Source organism: Compostibacillus humi, assembly GCF_014637175.1.
Classification (GTDB): Bacteria; Bacillota; Bacilli; order Bacillales; family Amphibacillaceae; genus Oceanobacillus; species Oceanobacillus humi.
Genome location: NZ_BMEV01000010.1, coordinates 1 through 15,603 on the forward strand (window position 1 = coordinate 1; position 15,603 = coordinate 15,603).

19 protein-coding genes are annotated in these 15,603 nt (G+C 39.7%); 15 read left to right on the forward strand and 4 right to left on the reverse strand.

Features of this window, described 5'->3' with window-relative positions; all coding sequences use genetic code 11:
* Positions 1-173: 173 nt before the first annotated feature.
* The 3 genes from IEV18_RS03790 to IEV18_RS03800 are packed head-to-tail and all read left to right on the forward strand — an operon-like array spanning position 174 to position 2,448.
* Positions 174-929: a methionine ABC transporter ATP-binding protein gene (locus tag IEV18_RS03790; RefSeq protein WP_188391050.1), complete on the forward strand. Its 756-nt coding sequence runs from the start codon at positions 174-176 to the stop codon at positions 927-929.
* Positions 922-1,584, forward strand: a complete 663-nt coding sequence (locus IEV18_RS03795; RefSeq protein WP_188391051.1) for a methionine ABC transporter permease — start codon at positions 922-924, stop codon at positions 1,582-1,584. Before IEV18_RS03790 ends, IEV18_RS03795 begins: the two co-directional genes overlap by 8 nt.
* Positions 1,585-1,605: 21 nt before the next feature.
* Entirely contained in the window at positions 1,606-2,448 is an 843-nt protein-coding gene (locus IEV18_RS03800; RefSeq protein ID WP_188391052.1) for a MetQ/NlpA family ABC transporter substrate-binding protein, read from the forward strand.
* A 258-nt stretch (positions 2,449-2,706) separates the two neighbouring features.
* Here IEV18_RS03800 and IEV18_RS03805 read toward each other — a convergent pair whose 3' ends face one another.
* Positions 2,707-4,002, reverse strand: a complete 1,296-nt coding sequence (locus tag IEV18_RS03805; RefSeq protein WP_229733544.1) for a purine/pyrimidine permease — start codon at positions 4,000-4,002, stop codon at positions 2,707-2,709.
* Between the two features lie 211 nt (positions 4,003-4,213).
* On the opposite strand from IEV18_RS03805, the gene IEV18_RS03810 reads away from it, so the two are divergent.
* From IEV18_RS03810 to IEV18_RS03850, 9 genes are all read left to right on the forward strand, one after another.
* A complete protein-coding gene (locus tag IEV18_RS03810) occupies positions 4,214-4,594 on the forward strand; it encodes a YbaN family protein (protein ID WP_188391053.1) in 381 nt (126 codons plus the stop codon).
* A 210-nt stretch (positions 4,595-4,804) separates the two neighbouring features.
* Entirely contained in the window at positions 4,805-5,254 is a 450-nt protein-coding gene (locus IEV18_RS03815) for a DUF2269 family protein (protein WP_188391054.1), read from the forward strand.
* Between the two features lie 181 nt (positions 5,255-5,435).
* Positions 5,436-6,209 carry a nuclease-related domain-containing protein gene (locus IEV18_RS03820; protein ID WP_188391055.1) on the forward strand — a complete coding sequence of 258 codons (774 nt, stop codon included), beginning with the start codon at positions 5,436-5,438 and terminating at the stop codon, positions 6,207-6,209.
* 18 nt (positions 6,210-6,227) lie between these two features.
* Complete coding sequence (locus IEV18_RS03825; protein WP_188391056.1) at positions 6,228-6,791, forward strand: hypothetical protein; 564 nt, start codon at positions 6,228-6,230, stop codon at positions 6,789-6,791.
* Between the two features lie 87 nt (positions 6,792-6,878).
* Entirely contained in the window at positions 6,879-7,232 is a 354-nt protein-coding gene (locus IEV18_RS03830; protein WP_188391057.1) for an SCP2 sterol-binding domain-containing protein, read from the forward strand.
* Between the two features lie 105 nt (positions 7,233-7,337).
* A complete protein-coding gene (locus IEV18_RS03835; RefSeq protein WP_188391058.1) occupies positions 7,338-7,514 on the forward strand; it encodes a hypothetical protein in 177 nt (58 codons plus the stop codon).
* Positions 7,515-7,574: 60 nt separating this feature from the next.
* Positions 7,575-8,453, forward strand: coding sequence for a DMT family transporter (locus tag IEV18_RS03840; protein WP_188391059.1), 879 nt, complete (start codon positions 7,575-7,577; stop codon positions 8,451-8,453).
* Positions 8,454-8,547: 94 nt separating this feature from the next.
* On the forward strand, positions 8,548-9,099 hold the full coding sequence (locus IEV18_RS03845) for an NADPH-dependent FMN reductase (protein ID WP_188391060.1): 552 nt from the start codon (positions 8,548-8,550) through the stop codon (positions 9,097-9,099).
* Between the two features lie 309 nt (positions 9,100-9,408).
* The gene (locus IEV18_RS03850) at positions 9,409-9,897 is read left to right on the forward strand and encodes a hypothetical protein (protein WP_188391061.1); all 489 of its coding nucleotides are present in this window, start codon (positions 9,409-9,411) and stop codon (positions 9,895-9,897) included.
* Between the two features lie 148 nt (positions 9,898-10,045).
* Here IEV18_RS03850 and IEV18_RS03855 read toward each other — a convergent pair whose 3' ends face one another.
* A complete protein-coding gene (locus tag IEV18_RS03855) occupies positions 10,046-11,776 on the reverse strand; it encodes a methyl-accepting chemotaxis protein (RefSeq protein WP_188391062.1) in 1,731 nt (576 codons plus the stop codon).
* A gap of 456 nt (positions 11,777-12,232) precedes the next feature.
* On the reverse strand, positions 12,233-12,742 hold the full coding sequence (locus IEV18_RS03860) for a CarD family transcriptional regulator (protein ID WP_188391063.1): 510 nt from the start codon (positions 12,740-12,742) through the stop codon (positions 12,233-12,235).
* Between the two features lie 138 nt (positions 12,743-12,880).
* On the opposite strand from IEV18_RS03860, the gene IEV18_RS03865 reads away from it, so the two are divergent.
* From IEV18_RS03865 to IEV18_RS03875, 3 genes are all read left to right on the forward strand, one after another.
* Positions 12,881-13,312 (forward strand): MarR family winged helix-turn-helix transcriptional regulator, encoded by a 432-nt coding sequence (locus tag IEV18_RS03865; protein ID WP_188391064.1) that lies wholly within the window; start codon positions 12,881-12,883, stop codon positions 13,310-13,312.
* A 96-nt stretch (positions 13,313-13,408) separates the two neighbouring features.
* Positions 13,409-13,651, forward strand: a complete 243-nt coding sequence (locus tag IEV18_RS03870) for a hypothetical protein (protein ID WP_188391065.1) — start codon at positions 13,409-13,411, stop codon at positions 13,649-13,651.
* 283 nt (positions 13,652-13,934) lie between these two features.
* On the forward strand, positions 13,935-15,158 hold the full coding sequence (locus tag IEV18_RS03875) for a dicarboxylate/amino acid:cation symporter (RefSeq protein WP_188391066.1): 1,224 nt from the start codon (positions 13,935-13,937) through the stop codon (positions 15,156-15,158).
* A 42-nt stretch (positions 15,159-15,200) separates the two neighbouring features.
* Here the strand turns inward: IEV18_RS03875 and IEV18_RS03880 are convergent, their stop codons facing one another.
* On the reverse strand, positions 15,201-15,542 hold the full coding sequence (locus tag IEV18_RS03880; protein WP_188391067.1) for a hypothetical protein: 342 nt from the start codon (positions 15,540-15,542) through the stop codon (positions 15,201-15,203).
* Positions 15,543-15,603 lie beyond the last annotated feature (61 nt).

Genomic DNA, 15,603 nt, shown 5'->3' on the forward strand with positions numbered 1-15,603 from the left:
GCGAAAATAAAAACAGCTTAGGGGAACCTCGAATTTCCCCTAAGCCATCCGATTACATATTACCAAATAATGTCACTAAAATTTATTCACCAACACCATTTGACAAAGAACCGAAATTTCACTATAATAGGTGTAGCTGTTTGTCATTTTTTGTCGGGAAGCAGGGGGAAGCAGTGATTACTTTAAACAATGTTACAAAAACTTACACACAAGACCAAACGGTGTTCCATGCGGTGGATTCAGTATCCTTATCCGTAAAAAGCGGGGAAATTTATGGGATCATTGGCAGAAGCGGGGCAGGAAAGTCAACTCTCCTTCGTATGATTAATCTTCTTGAAATTCCAACGAGCGGTTCTGTTATCGTCGATGGAATGGAATTAACAAACTTGAAGGGGAGAAAATTACGGCTTGCACGGCAGTCCATCGGCATGATTTTTCAGCATTTTCATCTAGTCACCAACAAAACGGTATTGGCGAATGTTCTCGTTTCTTTAGAGTTGGCGAATTACCCGAAAAAAGACAGGAAAAAGCGTGCACTGGAAGTGTTGCGCTTTGTCGGGCTGGAGGAACATGTTTCGAAATATCCCGGTCAGCTGAGCGGCGGCCAGAAACAGCGGGTCGCAATTGCGAGAGCATTGGCAAATAAGCCGAAAATTTTATTGTGTGATGAGCCGACATCGGCATTAGACCCGAATACGACTAGAGAAATTCTTGGCGTGCTGAAAAATATAAATGAACGCCTCGGGGTGACCATTGTTATTGTCAGTCATGAGATGGACGTAATAAAGAGCATTTGCAGCCGGGTTACCGTAATGGATAAAGGAAAGGTATATGAAACTATCGAGGTGGCGCCTCAAGGAATTGTTGATTCAGATCATACTCCTGAATGGTTTGTAAGACAATTGCGGGAGGAGGGGGATCATGCCTGAAGTTCTGGTGCAATATCAGGCAGAAATTTGGCAATCAATAGGGGAAACCTTTATGATGGTAGGTGTGTCGATTTTATTTGCCATCGTTTTAGGATTACCTCTCGGGACGTTGCTTTTTCTGACGAGAAAAGGGCAGCTAATGGAAAACCGAATCATTTTCTCTATATTAAACTTATTTGTTAATATCGTTCGCTCTTTCCCGTTTTTGTTATTTGTCGTTTTCCTTATTCCTTTTACAAGATGGATTGTCGGTACGGCGATCGGCACCGCTGCAGCAACCGTACCGATGTCGATTATGGCCATCGCTTATTATTCCAGGCTGGTGGAACAGTCGTTAATTGATGTTCCGAAAGGCGTTATCGAAGCAGCCATATCGATGGGCGTTTCCATCCCGGAAATTGTGTTTAAATTTTTACTAGTCGAAGCAAGGTCAGGTTTAGTGTTAGGGTTGACTACTTCCACCATCAGTTTCATATCCTATTCAACGATTGTCGGCGTCGTTGGCGGCGGAGGAATAGGCGATTTTGCTATCCGCTATGGCTATCAGCAATTTGAAACCGAGCTTATGATTTATATGATTATTATCATGATTATTCTGGTTCAGTTGATTCAATTTACCGGGACTACGGTTTCCAAAGCAATTGATAAACGATAATACATCATGGAGGTAAACGCAATGAAAAAAATACTTATGTTATTAGCAGCTATCGTACTAATTTTGGCAGGCTGCGGCCAATCAGAAAATCGTTCAGAGGAGAGCGGGACAAAAGAAGAAGGAACAGAAACGACGCAAGAAGAGATAAACATTAAAGTGGCTTCAATAAATCCGCCGATGACAGAAATACTTGAAGTAGCTCAGCCGCTGTTGGAAGAAGAAGGAATCAATTTGGAAATCGTATACGTAAGCGATAATATTCAGCCGAACAATGCAGTAGTAGAAAAAGAAGTAGATGCTAACTTCTTTGGACATGGCCTTTGGATGGAAACGTATAATGAAAACAATGGCACCGATTTAGTTGTTGTAAAACCTATTTATCATGCAACCCTCGGGCTTTATTCAAAAAATTATGGTTCCGTCGAGGAACTGCCTGAAGGTGCCACGATTGCCATTCCTAATGACCCGACTAACCGCGGGCGGGCATTAGCTTTCCTTGATGATCAAGGTGTCATTAAGCTGAAAGAAGGAACAGGAATATATGGAACAGTACAAGACGTGGAGGAAAATCCGAATAATTTTGAACTGCAGGAAGTAGATCTTCTTATGCTTGCAAGAATGTATGATGATGCCGACGCATCCGTCATGTATCCTTCCTATGCTGCACCGCTTGATTTATTGCCAAGCCGGGATGCGCTTCTCGTGGAAAATCCATTGGAAGAGTTTGCCATTTCCTTAGTGGCACGGGAAGATAATGCCGATTCGGAGCCAATTCAAAAATTGGCGGAAGCAATGACAAGTCCGGAAGTAAAAGCATTTCTTGAGGAAAATTATCCTGAATCCGCCATTCCCGCTTTTGAATGATAATAAACCACCAAAAATGTATATAAGCAGACACGAAAAACTTCAGTCAGCAATTTTTGCGGATTGAAGTTTTTTTACATTACCCTATTTAAGAGAAAACGAAGTGCGATGTTGCAATTTGGGTTAAATCCGTCCGTATACCTTATGGAATAATTTAAAGCTGTCCCCGGTCAAGAACATCTCCGGCAAATTGACATCTTTATAAAAAGGGATGTCGGCTGAGAAAGCAGCCGGGTTGCCCGATGGCAAGGAGAGGACTTATCTCTCCTTTTCTTTCCAAAGCTGTTCAAGGATAATGACGAGTCCTGTCCCGAGCAATAGTCCGTTACTCATTACATTTTGAACAATGGATGGCAGCTCTGCAAAAACTTCTGCCGGCAAAAACATCGTTCCCATCCCTATGAGGTAGCTAATGCCTGCAATCGTCACTTTTCTGGAGTCAAGCGGCTGCAACGTTAAATTATTGATTGCAAGTCCGACTAATTGGACAAAGGTTGCCATTAACGCTGCGTTGGCAATGGGAGACGGAATGCTGGAAATCCATTGAATCAATGGCGGGAAAAAAGTAATGAACGTTAAAAGCAATGCTGCATACAAAAATGGCCGTTTCCGATGTTGCCCCGTCAAAGCGATAAAACCGCTCGACACAGCTAAAGGAACATTGGCGATGGCAGAAAACATGCCGGCTAATCCGTGTCCTATACCGGAAAAGGCAGTTCCCCGATTTACTTGGGCGCTATAATTTTTATCCTTCACACCTAGCGTTTGATTCATTGCTACAATTGACGCCACGAGGTTGGATATAAGAATAATTGCGGTGATTAATGCCATCGGAATGACACTCATATCAAAAGCAGGAATGCCGAAGGCGAACCATTCGGGAACGGAAAAAAGCTTCGCAGGTTGTACTTGCTCCGCATTGCCAATAAAAATAATATGCATTATCCAGCCGATCAAAATTCCGATAAACACGGCATAGCTGCTTAGCCATCCTCTCGCAAAACTTGATAATCCGAGGACGACAAAAAAGGTGAAAAATGCGATGGCAGCTTCAGGCAATTGAATCGTTAAGGAATTTCCCTGCAAACCGAGCATTCCTTTTAAAAATGTGCCGCTTAGTTGTACTGTAAGAAGCAAAAAGAAGGTCCCCGTTACGAGTGGAGTGAAAATCGGCAAAATTTTTTGTGACAGTTTCAATACACCAAATAAAAACAGGAAGAAACCGGTGAAAATCATTGTCGTTTCCAATGTTCGCAACGTATCTTCGAGGGGGATACCGCTTTGTACCCCGGTAACAGCCATTACTGCAAAAATGCTGATCCATATTCCAGCAGGTCCTTCAACAATCGGCAAACGGTGACCGATGAACGCTTGGATAAAGGAGGTCAGTCCGACAACAAAAAAGGTCCGCTGCATCAGTCCGGACACTTCAGTGCTGTTCATTTCGAAAATGGCCCCGATAACGATAGGAATCGCGACGGAACTCGCCAGCAGAAAAATAAACCATTGAGCTGTTTCCATCGTAGTTTGGATAACCTTTGGTTGTTTATTCAATGAACACACTCCTATACATGACGAAACATCGTTAATATGAAATATTTTATCATTTATCCGCAGCCGGAATAAAACATTTCATCTAAAAGGGATTGACTATCTCTGCTTATACGGAAAATTCCCTGGAATGGCAAAAAGTCTTTTGGTTGAGAAGCATAAATTAATAAAGGTATTATTAAGATAGGATAGATGAATTGAAGGAGTTTTTCAGATGAAGCGAATATTTTTTGTCATTCTTGGCTTTATATCTTTAGGGTTTGGCATTGCTGGAACCGTATTGCCGGTACTCCCCGGTGGTCCCTTCTATTTGTTTGCCGCCTACTGTTTTACGAAAAGCTCCGAACGGTTAGACAACTGGTTTAAGAGCACGAAAATTTATGACAAATATGTCGTAGGATTTCGGGAAAAGCGAGGGATGACGAGAAAGGAAAAAATTCGCATCAATATAATCGCGGACTTTTTTATATTATTTTCTGTCTTCTATGTAGATATCCTAATTGTGCGCATCATATTAATTGTACTTATGCTTTACAAACATTATTACTTCATCAAAAAAATCAAAACGATTCCTCCAGAAGAAAATTCTGCCTAGGCAAAATCATGGTAAGGGGACCCTGAAATCAGGGTCCATTTTTTATGAACGTTCCACCTGGCAGAAAGAGTTATTCCCGCATTTTAGGCAGAACGAAGTCATTTCAAGAAGATAAGGCAAAGGAAAGAGGGAAATTTCAGTTATCCGTAGAATAGTAAGTATTCAGACGGCAGATTGGTAACTTGTATGACTGTAGGAGGGAGAAAAAAGGTGAAACCGTTAATTTTTATCCACACAATATCAGCCATTCTATTTATCGGCAATATTATGACTGCTGCCTTTTGGAAAATGAAGGCGGAATTTACGAAGGATGAAACACATGTTCATAGAACGGTAAAAAATATTATGCTGGCTGACTATATTTTTACGATTCCGAGCACCATCGGTTTACTTGGATCTGGGTTTCTATTGGCATTCCAAAGCAATTACTCCTTGCAGGAAATCAACTGGCTAACCGTATCGATAGGATTATTTATTTTAACCGGAGTGATTTGGTTGTCGCTTTTACTGCCGCTGCAGCGAAAAATGATGAAATATAGCGGTACGCCATTTAACGATAAAAAATACTGGAAAATATCAAGGACCTGGGATGTCATTGGTACGATTTCTGTTCTCCTGCCGGTTAATATTTTGTACTTGATGATTGCGAAACCTTTTTAAAAAATGGATACAGACGAGTTTCTGCTGAAGACAATGATAAGTTTATTACAATCTTTTTACAAAAAAGCCTTTAATTGAAAAGGAAAAAACGATAAGATGAAACTATGCTTCTAAAAACCTATGTCATAATGGGATAACGATGTAATAGATTTTAATCTAAACAAAATTAAAGGAGAAAAATATGGCGATTATACACGAAAGCAAGCAGAACAGCATGAAGGAAAAAGCCAGTCAATATTTTTTCATTGCGATGCTTTTCTTTTCTATACCAATTATTTATTTTATTTCCTTTACGCAAGGAGTTTACTTGTACGGAATTTTTCACATATTTCCCTTTATGCTGGGCGGTATCGGGATGATTTTTTTAAATAAGCATTCTATGTTAAAAGCTGGAATTGAAGGAAAAGAAGCAGCAGCTCATGCTTTACGTAAGCTGCCTGATTATTATGAAGTATACGAAGGTATAGAAGTACAAAGGGATTCTAAAACGGTCCGATTCGATTATGTCGTTGTCGGAGATAACGGAATTTTTGTTGTTAATGTAAAAAATCATAATGGAACGATTGAAGGAAGGGAAGACGCTTCCTCCTGGCAACAGCATAAAGTTGGCCGGAAAGGCGGGCATTATTCAAACACCATCCGTAATCCGATCAAACGGGTCAGATGGCAAGTTCATGTATTAGCAGATTATTTAAAAGAAAAGCAAATTTCCGCCTGGGTCGAAGGAATCGTATACTTTGCCAATCCATCCGTTAGGGTGAATGTTCATACAGAAAGGACTCCTGTCATCGATTCGCCGGAAGCTTTACAAAGCTACATAGACAGCTATGTTCCGAGAAAACTGCTGGAATCGCATGATTTAAATACGATAAGAAGCATTTTCATTCATGACGATAGGAAACATGAAGAGGATAAGAAAAAACTAGAAAATACGGTTTACGCCAGAAAAAATTAGGGAAGGAGACAGGGATAGATGCTAGGAATTATTGGACTATTTATCGCAGTTGGAATTATTATAACGATTAGTTCGCGGAGGGACGTTCATTCAGGACCCGAATTCGAATCTTCCCGAGAAGATCATTTATTCACCCATGCTGCAGCTGGAGCAGGGGGAGCGGCCAGCATGTTCTTCCTGCAGCAGATCATGGAACAGCAACAAATCAATGAAGAAATGTTCCGTCAGATGGAGCAAATGAATCTTCAGCAAATGACAGATTTTGCTATGCAGCAGCAATGGCTGGAGCAGGAAGAAATTCAACGGATGATTGAACAATCAATGGATCCGGTCATTAACCCCGGCTTGGATATTGTAACCGATGAAGTATTCCACGGAATTGATCATGGCACCTCTGATGTACATCACCATGCGGACCAGCTCGATATAGATACAAATATGCATGACGATTTGTACGGAGATGATCCTTTCTTTGACGATAATCACTTGGATATGGATGACCACTTCCAAACGGATCATGATTGGAATAGCGGAATGGACCATATGGACAACCATTTCCATGATACCCATCATCATTTTTAAATCCGTTTGCTGCCAAATATAGCTTGTTTTCTCTTTTTGTTGTAAAATTAAATAAAATCAGAAAACGAATGTTTAGGAGGCTATTTCATGGCAGAAAAGCTAACTGGGAAAACATTGGAGCAAATCATGACCGAGATTGAAAAGGCTTTGAACGAAAAACCAGAGCCAATGAAAGGGCTGAAAGCAACTTTTCAGTTTGATATTAAGGAAGAAGGAAGTTATCAGCTGCAAATAGCTGACGGCAAAGCAATGATAACGAGTGAATTGGAGGATACTCCCGATTGTACCCTTCAACTATCCTTCCCAAATTTTTGCAAGTTTCTCTCCGGGGAAATGAAAGGAACTGCAGCGTTTATGACAGGGAAATTAAAAGTTCAAGGGGATGTATCAAAGGCGCTAAAACTGGAATCCTTATTGAAGGAGTTTGATTTTCCTGTTTAATCTCTTGCATGGAAAGGCGATGCCTGTAAAAAGGCTCGCCTTAAATTAATGGGGTATTTGCAATATATTATGAACAGAAAAATATTTTGCAGGAGGAACAGAAATATGCGATGCGGTGCAAAATGTTTCCTTATTCAAACCGAGGATGCAGACGGAAAAAGGCAAATTACTTCGGTGAATGCAAGGACTCCGGCGGAAGCCAGGAAACGTTTCCGGGAAGAATCGGGCAAAGACATACAGATTATCTCTGTCCGTGAGAAAAAGAGAAGCGGCTCTACTTAACTGTAAAGGAAATTGTGTTATAGTATATGTTATATTTAACCATTTTTCAGGAGAGTAGAAATGAAACAATATATCGGTGACGGCATGTTGCTCGTTACGGCCTTTGTTTGGGGAAGCGGATTTGTCGTAACAGCAATTGCCCTGGATTATTTAACCCCTTTTCAAGTGATGGCAGGAAGGTTTATCCTGGCATCTATTATTCTATCACTACTGTTTGCTTATAAATTTAAAAGTTTCACGAAAGCAATTGTATGGAAAGGGGCAATTTTAGGGACGATATTATTTATTGGTTTTGCTTTGCAGACTGTTGGCTTACAGTTTACGACCCCGTCCAAAAATGCTTTTTTAACTGCAGTGAATGTTGTTATCGTCCCTGTTATTGCCTACTTTATCTTTAAACGGAAAATCGACCGTCATGAAACGATTGGCTCGATTTTGGCCATCATCGGTATCGGATTTCTGACGCTGCAAGGAACACTTACGATGAATATCGGGGATGCCCTGTCTTTAGCATGTGCCGTTGCCTTTGCATTTGATATATTTTATACAAATCTATTCGTTCAAAAGGAAGATGCTATTTCCTTGACAATCGTACAGTTTTATACAGCTTCTTTATTAAGCGTGCTCATTGTTTTCCTGCAGGGGGATATACCGGTTTCTTTCGAAAGGGAAGCGATATTATCCATCGTCTATTTAGCGGTGTTTTCTACGACCGTTGCTTATGTTTTTCAAAATGTTGCCTTCCGCTATACGACAGCAACGAAAGCTGCCATTATCCTTTCTTTAGAATCATTTTTCGGAATGCTTCTATCCGTCCTGTTGCTTCATGAAGCATTAACGGGCCGGATGGTCATTGGTGCAATCCTTATCATGGCTGCCATCCTCATTGCCGAAGTGAAACCGAGCTTTCAGCATAAAAAGATAAAAGAAGGAATGTAAAGATTAATGTTCTGGCTTTTGGCCAGGACTTTTTTGTTTAACAAAATGATGGTCGGAACATACTATACCCGACCTCTGAGAAAGGAATGATTGCATGAAAAAAATCGGGATTATTGTCGGCAGTATTCGGAAAGACTCGTTTTCAGGCAAAATTGCTGAAAATATTGCGGAATTATTTCCAGACGGCTATGAGACAGAAACGATAGAAATTGCCAATTTGCCATTATACAATCAGGATTATGACGCCAACTCACCGGAAGTGTACCATACGTTTCGGAACAAAGTAAAATCTATGTCTGCCATCCTATTTGTCACCCCCGAACATAACCGGTCTATTCCCGCAGCTTTAAAAAATGCTTTAGATGTCGGATCACGCCCATATGGAGAAAGTGTCTGGAACGGAAAACCGGCATTAATTATTAGCCATTCAATAAGCAATTTAAGCGGTTTCGGCGCCAACCACCATTTGCGGCAGGTGCTTACGTTTCTAAATATGCCGACAGTCCAGCAGCCGGAAGTATATCTGGCCAATTCCCAAGATTTACTGGATGATAGCGGAAAGTTTCAAAGCCGGGATACGGTGGAATTTTTACAGTCAGTTGTGCAAGCTTTTATTGAGTTAATAAACAAATATGAAGATAGCTAGTTCTCGGCTTCCCTTAAGGCCCGTCATTTTAGTTATTCACATTTCTATCAATAAATTGTCGAAAAATGTTTGAAATTGTCGGTTTTGCATGTTACAATATAATCAGAACAAAAGGGGCTATAAATAAATTTGAAAACGTTTCCTATTTTTGAGGAAAAGTCGCTACGATAATAGGGGCAGCCATGGGATGGGTATGTAATCTAAGTAAAAAATGCTTTCAATGATCCTTTTTGGATATTGGGAGCATTTTTTTCAATCATTATTTGCTAAAATAGAATTGAGTATGGAGGAAGCGAAAAGGGGAAAAGTATGCGAGAGGAAAAACGTATTCCGAGAATATTATCTCTACTGGAAGCATTATGGAAACAGCAGCCCGAACTGCGTTTTCATCAGCTCATTTCCAATTTACAGCATGTCTATTCGGATGAAAATGCTAATTATGGAAAACAGCAGGTAAGGAAATTAGACGAATCCGGTAATTGGGTGCCATCTGCTTGTTTGGATTTCTTTTACTTGGAGGACGAAAAATGGGAAGCTTTTTTGCAAGAACAACTAACAAAGACAAACGATAACATCCTATGGTTTCATCATGTTACGGATCATAAAGATTGTACCCATTTTTACATCGACGAAGAGAATGAATTGCTTCTGTCTTCGTTACACTTGGTCAACCATAAATATTATCCTGTCTACTATGACAATGAGGAAAAAGATTACTATATCGTTAATGAAAGCGGGAAACGCTGCTATTCTATAGATATTGCCGTTAAGGTAAAGATGTTAAAACAGAGGACGTAGACTTTTATCTTAGAGGAAATGGAGTAATAAAACTTTTCCTCTATTTTTAAATAAAAGCAGTACAGTGAAAACTGTACTGCTTTTTTATCGGCAGAAGGGATAAAAATTAATTTTTATGCCTTTATGCCTTTTATTGCCGTATACAAGTCTAAACTTTAAACTTTTGAATCAGCTGCTGTAATTTCTCTGACATTTCGGCTAATACTTCCGCGGATGAAGTGATTTCTTCCATCGTTGCCAGCTGCTCCTCTGTCGTAGCCGCAACATGTTCGGCAGATCCGGCATTTTCTTTCGCATTGTCTTGAATGATGGCCGATGAATTGGCCACCTCGTTAACAGCTTGGATTACTGCTTCTGCTTCTTTTCGAATCTGATCTGTTTTTGCCACCATTTCTGCCATTTTGTCATTGACAAGGGTGAATTTCTCTTCGGTTAGTTTTGTAATTTCCAGTCCCTTCTCCACGTTTGAATTCACTTCCTGCATTGACTGCACCGTTTTGTGGCTGTCGATTTGGGTTTCCTTAATCAAGTTTTCAATTTGTTTTGCTGATTGCTGAGATTCTTCCGCCAATTTTCGCACTTCATCGGCAACGACGGCAAATCCTTTTCCATGCTCGCCGGCTCTTGCAGCTTCGATAGCAGCGTTTAATGCAAGCAAGTTCGTTTGTTCGGCAATTTCACTCATAATTGTTAAAATCTTGCCGATTTCCTTTGATTTTGAATCCAATGTTTGCAAGTATTGGTCAGACTGAGCAACCGATTGTTTAATGGAATTCATCTGTTTTAACGTCTCATTGACATACTTGCTCCCAATGGTTGATTCCGTATAGGTGTCATCGGTAATCTTTTTAGCTTCTTCTGAAAAAGCAACGATCTGGTTTGCTCCTAAAGTAATTTGTTCTAAATCCTGTTTTGTTTGACTGATTGATTGTAATTGCTCGTCAGCACTTTTAGAAATGTCGAGGATGGAACCGGATATTTCCTCCGATGCTTTGACAGACTCATTGGTACTGGCAGACAATTGTTCGGCAGATGCAGCAAGCTGTTCGGAATTTATGGAAATCTGTAACGTTAATTCTTTCATTGATTGTGCCATCCGCTTAAATGCAGCGTAAAGTGTACCAATTTCATCTTTATTTTTAACTTTTGCCGAAAGGGTATTTTCCGCTTCTCGCAAATCGCCGCTTTCAATCTGAATCGCAGCCTTTTCTAATATGGAAAGGGGCTTAATTACCCGGCGCAAATACAGTAACATACCAGTGGTAAATAGGATAAACAGAATGACGAATACTCCGATAATGAGCGGCAGATTATTGCTTATTACATCATGGAAAATATTTTTCACATCTTCCGCAGCGATATCAAGGCCGATTACTCCAACGATATCCCCATTTTCATTTGTTAACGGGACATAGGAAGACACGTATTGGCCGTATTCAGGATCATCAACAATGCCTGTACTTACCGGCTTGCCCTCGTGAATAGGTGTGAGATCTACCGGCTCTAAAACTTCTCCGATTTCGGATGCCATTTCAGACCCTTTTGGTTGTCCGTCAATCAACAAAACAAGGTCTCCATTCTCTTCAATGGATGCAGTAAATAGATATAGTGCGTTCATCTTTTCTCGAAAGTCATTTAATTCATTTCGCAATTCCCAATATGTATCCGTTTCAACAGGATTACTAAGAAATTCATTGTAGGCATCCATATCTAACTTGCCAGCAACGTTTTCAGCAAGGTTTACAGCATAGTTTGATAATGTATAACTTGTTGTCCGATCCGTTACTAATATTGTGGCGAGAACGACAAATACGGAAAATAGGAGCAGACCAATCGTAACAGAAATTCCAATTCGTCTAACAATAGTCGTTTTTTTCAAAGTTACACCTTCCCCTCGAAGTTTCATAAATTATATTGCACTATTAATCGTAAAAAAAAAAATTATACCGACAAAATTATACATATTTTTTTCTGTATATTCAAATAGTATGATTATTCTGTTTGGAGTTTTCGCCCGTGAATACAATCTCTATGATTGAGGAAAAAAGGAAAGATGGAACTAGATTTCGATGCACTTATCTTGCGGAAAGATGAATTTTGGCTAATCCATAGTGATAGAATCGAAAAAATTTAAGGGGTTTGATGGAGAAAGCAGAGATCGTATGTCAAGAGTAGGTCGCTACATCCAATAAAGCGCTTTAGGGAATACGAAACAAAAAACGCTTGAACCCAGAAGAATACGGGATTCAAGCAGCTTATAGCATTATTATTTCCACTGTCTGAAAAACTTGGAGCAGTTCAATTTCGCAAGGTGCAGTTATTATTATTATTTGTATTATATTTTTACTTTTTCTGAAATCAATTTATATATTCTATCACTCACTTCTTCTTCTGTAAGGTCCAATGCGATAGCTAATTCCTTAAATAATATGTTCTCGATTTGTTTCAGAAGCCTGCTGTCATTTTCGTAAAATTTTTTGCCGTTTATTTCTGTTTCTATTTTTTTGCGAATTAGTGCATTGGCAACGCGGGAAATTTCTTTCCTGTTGCCCGAGTTAATTATTTTGGAAAAGGTTTGATGTCGTAATTGGGCTTTTTCAATCCAATCTGACCCGTCATCGGTATGGAATGATGCGATAATTGTTTCGGCTTCTTCCTTGTCCATTAATTTAAGTATATTTTTTTCGTTATCTACTGGTGCATTTATCGTTAATCCTTGGCTGTTTTCAATTGGGTGCAACACGTAGTACGTTTTCTTCCGACCTGCGAAGGTTTTCTCGCAAATATTATCGATACGACAAATACCATGTCCGGAATAAATAATTAATTCCCCAATATTATGCATGGAATTAGCTCCTTAAGTAATATTGTCAACTTAGTTGACTATATTAATTGTAAACCTAATTGATAAAAATGTCAACTTGATTGACAATGGATGGCTGCTTCTGTATATTAATTTTGATAATGTTATAGGAGTGGAATGATGAGCAGGGAAAGAACAGAATTAGATTTAATAGATTTAATTAGTGAACGGCATCAAACACTACGCAAGTTGCTGCAAGACAAATGGAACGAACGGAGCAATATATATTTATCCAATTCGGAATGGTTTATTTTAGCAAGAATATATCAGCAAGGAACAACGACAATCTCAGATATTACCAAAACGGTCGATATCTCAAGGCAGGCAACCCATAAGTTTATAAGGCAGCTTGCGGACAAGAATTTAGTTGAGATACAGAGCCTTGAAAATAATAAGAAGAAAAAGGCAATCTGTTTAACTGAACTAGGCAAGGAATGCTATGAGAAAAATGTCGGAATGAAGATCGAACTTGAAGGAAAAATTGCCAATCAGATTGGGAAAGAAAAAGTTCATGCACTGAAGGAAATACTGCAATTAGATTGGGGATTGTAGTTGGCGTAAACATTTCGTTTACGCTTTTTCTTTCGTACATAATTCCCTTTTCTGTGAGAAATGATAGTAATAACAAGATAAAAGGAGAGCAGAGAAATGGATGTTTGCCCTTTATGCAATGGGTTAGAGACGATTCGGATTCAGTGTCCGCAATGTCAGTCGGCTATGGAAGACCAAGGGAAAATTACCGATTACTTTGATGACTACAGCCCTTATTTGGATATCGAAATAATGAAGATGACGGATGGCAATCCCCGTTCTTTGGAAGAACACCAATGCCTTCATTATTTTTATTGCAGCAGATGTAAATATGAGGAAATAAAAGGAGTTCAGGAATAGCCGCTTGAAAAATACATTCCCTCACTGGTCCCTCCTTAGTAAATTTATTCTCCCTCGCAAGACTTTGCATTTATTCCAAAATATATTTCAAAAAAGTTCTATATTTCACCTTTTCGAATATGTTTTATAAAAAATAAGGCAATGAATGTACTTGGACATTTGACAATCCAAAAATGTAATCGCTTCCAATAATTGTAGTGCAAAAACGGGAGGTGGTTCATGATTATCCTGCCAGACTAGGAAAAGTTGTCCGTAAAAATAGTCATAGAAAGGTAGGTAATGAATGAGCTTAACAAAGAAAATTTTAATTGCCCTTGTACTTGGGGTTATTGTCGGTATTATTTTTACATTTGTGCCGGAGAGTGCCTTTTCTCCTGTCAATCAATATGTGCTGACGCCAGTAGGGAAAATATTTGTTAACTTAATTATGATGCTCGTCGTTCCCATTGTCTTTGTATCTATTGTGCTCGGTACTGCCGGCCTTGGCGAACCGGCAAAACTAGGAAAAATTGGTGTTCAAACGATTAGTTTTTTTCTCGCCACTACGGCGATTGCCCTATGTATTAGCCTTGCATTAGCATATGTGATAAAACCGGGGACTGAAGGTGTATTTGACGTAAGCATTGCCGATTTCGAAGCAAATGAAGCGCCGCCAATTGTGGAAACGCTCGTAAATATTATCCCGACGAACCCAATTGCTTCAATGACCGCCGGTGATATGCTGCAAGTGATTGCCTTTGCCATCTTCGTTGGAATTGCTCTCGCCTATTTAGGGGAGAAAACAAAAGGAATATATCGGTTATTTGAACAGGCTAATGAGATTCTAATGCTGCTAGTAAATATGATCATGAAATTTGCTCCTTATGGTGCTTTTGCATTGATTGCTTCAGCCATTGGCGGAGCTGGATTGGATGCGATTGGCTCCATGGGTGCTTATATGGGAACGGTTATTTTAGGGTTGTTTGTCCATGCTGGTATAACTTATAGTCTCATAATTTGGTTTCTCGGACGGGCGAACCCGCTTCACTTTTATAAAGGATTTTTCCCGGCTATGTCAGTCGCATTTAGTACATCCAGTTCCAATGCAACCTTGCCGATATCGATGAAAACGGCTCAGGAAAATCTTGGGGTAAGCAAAAATATAAGCAGTTTCGTTCTGCCATTGGGCGCCACCATCAACATGGACGGAACGGCTATTATGCAGGCTACGGCGGCAGTATTTATTTCCCAAGTGTATGCTATTCCTCTTGAATTTAGCGATATTATCATAATTATATTAACGGCAACATTGGCAAGTATCGGTACAGCGGGGGTTCCTGGGGTCGGGCTAATCATGCTGGCCATGGTGTTAAACCAGGTCGGACTTCCGGTAGAAGGAATCGCACTTATCATCGGCATCGACCGAATTCTCGATATGCTAAGAACGGCTGTCAATATTACAGGAGACGCCGCTTGTGCATATATTATTTCTGAAAACGAAAAGCGCAAACTGAAAAAAGCAGGGTAAATGAAAGAAACCGCCACGGCAATTTCGGTGGCGGTTTTCTTGCTAAATCTTCTCCTTATAAAACACAATATCGATATAATTTCCCTTCCCTTTAATAATTTTTAAACCTTGCTCCCTTAATTCACTCCATATTTTATAGTCGAGGGAGAAGGGAGACCGGTTTTTCAAGTATTCCAATTCCTCTTTGCCCACCTTTACAAGGTAGGATTCTTTTTCTCCATTTTGGACAATAATTTCATAGGTTTGCAGCTTCCAAATCACAAGTTCGTACCCTGAATCCCATTCCTTTAATTGGTTCTCCATCGTTTTGGCAACAGTTAGAAGAAATTTCTCTCCGCTGAAGCTTTTGGACATATACCCTCTTATCATTCCGCTGACATTCATTAAATTTTCCTCCTTTATGGCACCAAGAGGCAAACGAAAGAAGCCCTTTATTGCCTGAACA